6 protein-coding genes are annotated in these 9064 nt (G+C 34.0%); all 6 read right to left on the minus strand.

The features are described 5' to 3' along the window. Window positions 1-150: 150 nt before the first annotated feature. Window positions 151-1380 (minus strand): MFS transporter, encoded by a 1230-nt coding sequence (locus N4A40_14990; GenBank protein MCT4663161.1) that lies wholly within the window; start codon window positions 1378-1380, stop codon window positions 151-153. Between the two features lie 300 nt (window positions 1381-1680). Then, a complete protein-coding gene (locus tag N4A40_14995) occupies window positions 1681-2586 on the minus strand; it encodes a hypothetical protein (GenBank protein MCT4663162.1) in 906 nt (301 codons plus the stop codon). A 150-nt stretch (window positions 2587-2736) separates the two neighbouring features. Next, entirely contained in the window at window positions 2737-4200 is a 1464-nt protein-coding gene (locus N4A40_15000) for a PH domain-containing protein (GenBank protein MCT4663163.1), read from the minus strand. Further along, on the minus strand, window positions 4184-4657 hold the full coding sequence (locus tag N4A40_15005; GenBank protein MCT4663164.1) for a PH domain-containing protein: 474 nt from the start codon (window positions 4655-4657) through the stop codon (window positions 4184-4186). Before N4A40_15005 ends, N4A40_15000 begins: the two co-directional genes overlap by 17 nt. A 126-nt stretch (window positions 4658-4783) precedes the next feature. Then, on the minus strand, window positions 4784-7141 hold the full coding sequence (locus N4A40_15010) for a response regulator (protein ID MCT4663165.1): 2358 nt from the start codon (window positions 7139-7141) through the stop codon (window positions 4784-4786). A 63-nt stretch (window positions 7142-7204) separates the two neighbouring features. Then, window positions 7205-8533 (minus strand): sodium-dependent transporter, encoded by a 1329-nt coding sequence (locus N4A40_15015; protein MCT4663166.1) that lies wholly within the window; start codon window positions 8531-8533, stop codon window positions 7205-7207. Window positions 8534-9064 lie beyond the last annotated feature (531 nt).

A 9064-nucleotide genomic window follows, 5' to 3' on the forward strand; every position in this document is an offset into this window, starting at 1 on the left:
TCAATTCTTTTCATCTAAAAGACATCTCCTCTATAGTCATTTACAACTTCAAATACATGTTCTGATTTAAGCTATCACTTTTACAAACACGTATTCACTTACGACTATAGTTTAACTCTGATTTTTATTTGCGTCAACTAGAAAAGCAATCTATTTTTCCCCTGACTTCTTAATCCACACAAATGCAAAGGCATAAAATACTGCCGCAAATGGAAACATCGCTCTAAATCCTAGGGCATCTATGACTAGACCAAGTAAAAGCGGTCCTACTATAGCTGCTGACTGTGCTGCGAAGTAATATAATCCAGTGTATATACCAAATTGATTGCTCTTTGCTCTTTCAACAACTAGTGGATAAGAGTTTATACCTATAAGAGCCCACGAAATACCTGCAACTACCATTAGCACCATCATGCTTATGCTAAAAGGTATATTCAAAAACAATAAATCCTTCCTCAAAAACCCTATGAGCATAAATGAGGCAAACATACCCACGATACCCATTGAAATAGCTTTTGCCTTTCCGACTTTAGCTGCAAAATATCCACTAGGTATAGCGGTAACCATGTAAAGGGCGCTCATTACGGATAGATAAAGTGAAGCCGATGACTCCTCTATCCCTAGAAATTTCACACAATAGTTACTAAATGTCGCCAGCACTCCTTCATATGCCACAAACCAGCAAAAAATAGCGCATAGTATATAGCTAGTCGTTTTATCTGAGCTGTGAAACAAATCATGTATTGACTGTTTGAAATTAAGCTTCTCATCATCGTGTTCCCCTATAGTTCCCACTTCCGGTTCTTTTATTCCAAAGAAAAGCACTGCAAGTGAAACCATCATGAGTACACCTGTCATCCAAAATGGATAATTTTCATTCATCTTATACAGCATAGCTCCAAGAGTCAGTGCCAATATAGTTCCAAAACCTCCCATGAAGTTTATGACTCCATTTGCCTTGCTTCGAAGCTCTGGAGGAGTAATGTCTGGCATAAGTGCTATAGTAGGTGATCTAAATAATGACATCATAGTCAGATATAGCATGATGAGTATAACAAATACTCCAAGCGATCCACCACTATTTAAATTAAAATGAGGTATGAGTACAAAAAATAGAGCTGAAAGTGGCATTCCTATGAGTAAATAAGGCATACGTCTTCCAAATCTCGTCTTGGTGTGATCGCTCAAACTTCCTATTATAGGTATCATCGTAACAGCTAGTACATTGTCCATAGTCATTATACCGTTGACCATGGTCATACTATTTGGTATATATTCTGCTAAAAATAACGGCACATAAAAATTATAAATTTGCCAAACTAGAGCTATAGCAAAAAATCCCATACCAAGGGTCAATGTCTTTTTGTAGTTTAGTTTCATCTCCAATTCTCCTTCTCAAATTTCTCTTTTTTAAATCAAAATTTGCAATACAATTTTTTGAAACCCAAAAAATTTCTATAAAAAAGCAAATTTGCTAGACAGGGTCTTTTCAAACAACACCCTACCTAGCAAATTTGCTACTAACCCGATATCTCACTATATAAAATAAACCCATGATTATTACTTCACGTTTGTCTTGTTTTATATATTGCGAACCGCCTCCATGCACTGCCGCATCTAAAAACTCAACCTAACTCTAGTATATCAAGAATTCTATAGTTTTACCAGCATATTTTTCCACTACTTTTCAAGTAAAAGCTTCATCATCGCCGCAGTCTCATACGTACTAGCTTCACTATGACCGCCTTCATTTTCTATCACTACAGCATTTCTATCTTTTAAAAATTTAACTTCTTTTTCGGTCAATTTTCCTACCGCTTCATCCACAAGTCCGTAAACATATACCACATTGCTCAAATCTTTATCCTTGAGAAGTTCGGTAAATCTCTTATGACCTATACCTGCTGCTAATCTATACATATTAGATTCTTCAACCGATTCAGCTTCACTAAGCATTGGAGTAATTCCTTTATCAAAATTTCCTCCCATTCCTTGGCTAAAACCTTTCCAAAAAACTTCATCCATATCAAGTCTTCCAACCATTATTCCATATCCATCTGCTAGCTCTGTACCCTCTGCATTTATGAGATCAGCCGAGACAAACGCTCCAAATGATATTCCCACTACATATACTTTTTTGTCTTTAGCTTTATAATATTTTACTACTTCTGCTATATTCGATACAGTCTCTTTATCGTATTCTACAGCTTGCTCAAAACTTATATGGTCTGCCGTAAATAACTCTGGTCGTCTAGTTTGAACTTGATGAGGTTGAACAATCAATGCATCCTCCAACTTCTCATTAGAGTCTCTAAACTCTTCAAGCACCTCTGTTTCAACCTCTGTAGTTGGGCCACCTTGAGAATACACTATTACAATATCACTATCTTCATTTCCTATCTTTCTAGCTATTAACTTTTCTATCTCTTGAGCCTCACTATCTTCTTCTACTTTCGTAACTACCACTTGAGTCTCCTCTGATTTACTTGCCATTTTTATTTCAATAGGCTTACTCTTTTGCCAAACCAAAAAACCTCCAACTGCAATCAATATCAATGAAACAATTACTAATAATTTCTTGTTCATATCTAACTCCTCTCATCAACTAAGCATTGTTTTATACACTAATTATATATTTGCTGATGGCAACTAATTCTTAGAATTTCCACAAAAAAAAATCGATTTCTTTGTAATATTCACAAAGAAATCGATTTCTAAATATCTAAATCACGTTTGCTACTCAAATGGAAGTTCGCACAAACTCTTTTCAAACTTATTTTCCGCTAAATCTCTGATCTTGTATTCTCCTCTAGAATCATTTGCCCATATAGAAAATTTGTAATCTATAAGCCCCTTATTTTTCTGAAATAAATTTTGTGATATCTGGAATCCTTCTATTTTTTCTATCGGAATAACAATTATCTCTCTACCTCTGCCTTTATAACTAAGCGACAAATGTTTTTTGTTAAATCCGATTTGCGAATGATTGTGATTCATATAGCCAATAAAAATTCCATCTAGAATAAGTAATACTACTACGGGATAAACAAATATGCCTACATAGCGCTTTGCAAATATCATCAAAATCGCACTAATTGCAATTCTCCAACTGATAGACCTAAATATAAATCTCTTAAGAGTTCTAGATTCAGCCCTACTCATATCTTCATCAAAATACATCTCTGGAAGTAGCTCCTTAACTAAGGAATTCGCATCATCTTTTTTTATCATAGGATACAATACTTCTTCTTCTCCATTTTCATTCCCATAACCAATTGTCTCTATACACAATTTTTGATAACCAACAATACTCTGCATCATAGTCTCTCTAAAATACAGCGCTGATATTTTCTCAACTGGCAGGTGATACTGCTTTTTATCTAAAAAGCCATACTCTATGCATATCTCATGATCTAATCTTGTGACCCTAAAGTTTTTATATCTCAAATAATTTTTTATAGTTGCAAGTAAAATCAAAACTAGCATAAACAGCAATATTACTACTCCTATCTTTGCTATATGCCTTATGTCTCGAATAGTTTGGACGTCATACACCATTGCAGATTCTATAAGATAATCGTACAAATCCAAACTAAATAAAGTCTTAATCCATTTACTAAAGAAACTAAATACCGCAAAAAAAGCTACTAAACCTGTCCAAAATCTAGCTGATGTAAGTCCTAATACAAATACCTCTCGCCTACTCGCTTCAAAAGTTTTAGCATCATCATCTGCAAACACATCTTCTTTATCTATTTCAGCGTCATCACCTACAAATACAATGTCCCGAATTCTCTCTAGTTCTATTTCACTTACGTCAAATGACATTTCAGATTCATTTTCACTAGTATTTCCAGTGTCTATTTTCAAATTTACGACTTTAAATGGTCTGTAGATAAGTGGTCTGCTGATATCAAATGTCTGTATCCTATCTAGCAGTATCTTATTTCTTTTCTTTACAAATACACCACTTTCAACCTTCATTTTACCGTCGCCAATTTCATATGTCGCATACTTCCATGCTAGTATCTGAACTATAAATACCAATACTCCAAATATCACTATAAGTGCTAGAAAAAATGTACTTCCATCTTCCCAATCCTTAAAAGCAAGTATGACCAATGGAATAAATGTTTTTATAAAACCAAGCAGAAAGTTTTTAACCATAGACAAGGGATGATTTCTACGCTTCTCGCCCATTCTCATCATCCCTTTCTATTTGACTTTGAAGTCTCTCAACCAATATCTTAGCGTCTTCTTCATTGATATTCTCTATTTCAATCTCATTTCCCGCTGTCAAAATCTGCACGCTCGATACTTTAAATATTCTCTGTATCACTCCCTGAGAAATCTTTAAATATTGTATTTTACATGTCGGTATTACACTATGTGTTTTCCAATAGATCCCATAAATCAAATCAATTCTATCATCTAATACCCTGTATCTCCATCTCCCATATCGTATTATAGGATTAACTACTGATAGTACAATCAACCCAAATGACAATACACCTATAACTATCGGTCTTTTCAATTCTTTAAACCAAATCGCTGCTATGACAAAGGCCATTAGAGCTATAACTATCGTCTTTATAAAACCAGTAATATGCCATATACTTTTGGCATTTCTATCTATATGTTTATAACCATCTTCCATAAATTTCCCTCGTTTCGTTTGAACTACCACTAGGCTAAAGCTGTCGGGGGTTTTCGCCTTTAAAGTATAAAATAGGCCACCTATTCATTATACAGCCTATGTCAATACGAATCGAGATTTATCTATCTAAAATTCTATTCTCTCCAATAGTTCTAATAATTCGATGATCAATATCCTACATCGCTCTAGTGAATCTGATTCTATAAGTGGTTCCATATCTACAAATCTATCGTAAATTCTTTTAAGCCTTAGATTTCCAGAGCTACCCTTTAACCTGTGCACGTTTTCTCTTAGTAAATCTACATTCTCATCATCTATGATTCTCAGCATGTTTTCAAGTGTAGGTTTAAGCTCTGAAAAGAAATATCCATACATCTTTTCTAGCTCATCGTATTTTATTCCTGTAATCATGTGAAGCTCTTCCATAGCTTCTTCTAAGCAAGCACTTCTCTCTTCTACAGTTTCTAATGCTATCATACACGAATCATCTGGCTGCACCAATATAGAATTTAGTCTATCATAATCAATTGGCTTTGACATATAATCGTCCATACCAACCTCTATACATCTCTGTCTATCAGATTCAAATGCACTAGCCGTTAGCGCTATAATCTTCACATGATTTCCCTTCTCCTCTGATCTTCTAATCAGCTCGGTAGCTTCATATCCATCCATCACAGGCATTTGACAATCCATAAATATAACATCATATTCATTTTTTTGCCAAAGCTCAAATGCTTCCTGACCATTTTCAGCTAAATCGCAATCCATACCTAATTTATCTAAATATCTTATAAATAACTTCTGATTTGTAATATTATCCTCAGCTAAAAGCACTTTCATTTCTCGATTTTCATAGTTAGCTGTTTCATTATTTCTCTCAAAATGTCTCTTTAATTTGTTGCTGAGCACTCGTTGCATCGTTTCAAACAGAACCTTTTTTCTAAATGGCTTTAGTATTATTCCGTCTAGATATTCCGAGTTCTTGCTATCTAAATCTGTTTTTTCCAAAGAAGAACTGACAATCATAATTGGAATATCACAAAATTTAGGTATAGATTTTAGAAGCTCTGCTAGCTCTAAACCATTCATGCCTGGCATTTGATAATCGCTAATTATTATGTCCACTTGATCGCCTTCATTTTCCCTTGCCATAATTTCTGTGAGCGCCCACTGACTGCCTTCACACTCTACGATCTCTTCTACGTGATTTTTTAGATATCCTTTTAGTACTCTTCTATTCTTTTCATGATCATCAATAATCAATACTTTTATATCATTAAATTCTTCGCCAATATTTTCTACCTCTTTGATGCTTTCACCAAGCTCTAATTTTAGATGGATAGAAAATATACTTCCCTTTCCAACCTTGCTACTCACCTTCAACTCTCCACCCATAAGCTCAACTAAATTTTTACTTATGGTGAGTCCTAATCCAGTGCCACCGTATTTTCTAGTAGTCGAAGCGTCGGCTTGAACAAACGGACTAAATACTTCTGCCAATTGCTTTTCTGTCATACCAATTCCAGTATCTTTAACACTTAAAACCATGTCAAACATACCATCGTCTGTTGTATGACCTTTCATGGAGAGAATAACATCTCCTCTAGATGTAAATTTTACGGCATTTGAAGCTAGATTTAGTAGTATTTGTCTAATTCTAGTTGGATCTCCAAGCAAATACTCAGGTATCGATGTTTCTAAAAATGGATACACAGCTATACCCTTCTTTTGAGCCTGCTGGTTTACTAGTATACATACATCCTCTACTATCTCTCTTATGCTAAAAGACGTCTTTTCAAGCACTACTTTTCCCTGCTCTATCTTTGATATGTCAAGTAAATCTGTTATCAACTGCAGTAAGGTAGTACTCGCTGACTGAGCTTCAGTTACGTATTCCCACTGTTCATCATTTAACTCTGTTTGTCTCAATAATTCTAAAAAACCCACTATCCCATTCATGGGCGTTCTAATTTCGTGAGACATATTTGCAAGAAACATGCTCTTCGTTCTATTAGCTTCCTCAGCTTCTTGTTTTCTCTGCTCAGCTTTAGTGGCTTTTTTATCTAATATTTTGAGCATTTCCTCATTTTCTTTTTCTAATTTTTTTCTATCTGTTATATCTCTAAGTGCAACAAATATATAATCATCTTCGTTTTCTCCACTCGATATTACAGTTAAAACTACTTCTGCCGGAAATACTTCTCCATTTTTTCTCTTGTGATACCACTCAAATCTAATAAATCCCTTTTCAAAAGCAGTATTTACTATATCCGTTTCTAAATCGCTTGATAGTCGCCCATCTGGCTGATACTTAGGTGAAATATCAGATGGTCTGAGACCATCTGGTACTTCATCATATCCAAGCATTTCCAAGCTCTTATTATTAAATCTCACAAAATGATCATTTTTGAAAATGATATACGCATCACCAGATTCTTGAAACAATTTTTCAAAAAATCTAGTTGTTTCTATCCCTTTCATAAGCCCACCTCGACTTTCTTTTTTTATACTTACCCAAAGAAAGTTACAAGATTACTAAAAATACTAACCAATACTGCCGTAAAACATTCCCAATACGATAATCAACACAGTAGTAGCCACAAAAACATATTTTCCTAGTGGAACAAACCATGAACCCACTGGATTTTTAGATCCCTTGTTGATAGCTTTTAATACGGTCTCTTTATCTAACATGTAGAAGAAACATACAGCTACTATCAAAACCCCTATTGGTGACAATATAGTAGTTATAAAATCAGCAAATTTACCAAACATATCATTGTTTATAGCTAGAGGTAATCCTATTAGAAAACAAATTGACGCAATGAGGGCTGAAGCTTTTTTACGAGTAAGTTTTGTAATCGTCAAAAGCGTCTCAACAGGCCCTTCTAGCATACTTACAGATGATGATATGGCTGCAAATACTATGCTAAGGAAAAATAAACTGCTAATAAGTGATGAATATGGCATAGATTGAAATACTTTTGGAACTGTTATAAATAATAGTGATGGTCCCGAATCAGGAGCTATACCAAATGCAAATACAGCAGGTATGATTATAAATGATGCTAATAATGCCGCTACAGTGTCAAATATAGCTGTTTGTAGCGATGATTTTGGAATATCAAATCCTTCGTCGATGTAACTACCATATACTACCATTCCACATCCAGTTAGTGAAACTGTAAAAAATGCCTGTCCTAGAGCCATTATCCAAGTTTTCATGTCCAATAGCACTTCCCATCTCGGCACTAAAAGATAGCGAACACCTTCCATTGAGCCTTCTAATGTAAGTGATTTTACAGCTAAGCAAATGAATATGAAAAATAATATTGGCAATATTATTTTATTTAATCTCTCAATGCCCTGTGCTACTCCAGAAATTACAATCAAAAGCGTCAATACTATAGCTAGTAAAAACCAAGGTATAGTTGCTGATGTCCCTGAAAAAGTGCCAAAGTAAGCCTCTGTATCTATACTTGTAATCTGACCTGTTATGCTCAGAGTAAAGTATTTTAGTATCCATCCAACTACAACGCAGTAAAATATAAATATACCAGTCAGTCCTATAGTTGGAATAATTGCCATCAACTTTCCATGTTTCTTGCCCTTTTTTTCAAATAAATTTGTAATACCAGTGTACGACCCCGCCTTAAAATGACGACCAAATGTAAACTCTGTTATAAGTCCTGTGGTGCTAAGTACGAATACAAATATGAAATACGGTATCAAAAATGCAGCTCCACCATATGCTCCCAATTTGTAAGGGAACATCCAAATATTACCTAGTCCAAGTGCTGAACCAATGCAAGACATTATAAATCCGAATTTGGAAGTAAACCCCTCTCTCGATGTTGAATTTTCTTTTGTCATAATTCTTCTCTCCTTATTATTTAAACTATTTAGCTATATCAGGCAATAAAAAAAATAGCCAATTATCTGGCTATTCCTACAAAAAAATCGCCACATAGTCTTTTCTATGTGGCAAAATAAGCATCACTATAAGGCCATCATAGATACAAATATCGAAATCAATACTTTGTATCTATGATGAATCGTTTTATCATAAATACAAATCTATCTATATGACCAATAATAATAATTAAATTGTTGTGTAAATGTCAGTGTATTATCAAACATAGTTTGCTCTCCCAATACGTAAATTTATTATTTAAAAGTATACCACACCAAATTTTTAAACACAAGCTAATATTTTTTAATCCTTCAATAAATTTTAAAAATGATTGAAATTACGATTTCTTTAGACTATACTGTATATTTATACCTCGTTTTGTGGTATATTTATGATATAGATATATTTCAATATTCACTATTTTCTATATTTTTACAGCTAATCATAATTGAATTTCATAAATAATTGCGTTAACTACTAAAATACAAAAA

The organism is Tissierellales bacterium (assembly GCA_025210965.1).
In the GTDB taxonomy this organism is placed as follows: Bacteria; Bacillota; Clostridia; order Tissierellales; family JAOAQY01; genus JAOAQY01.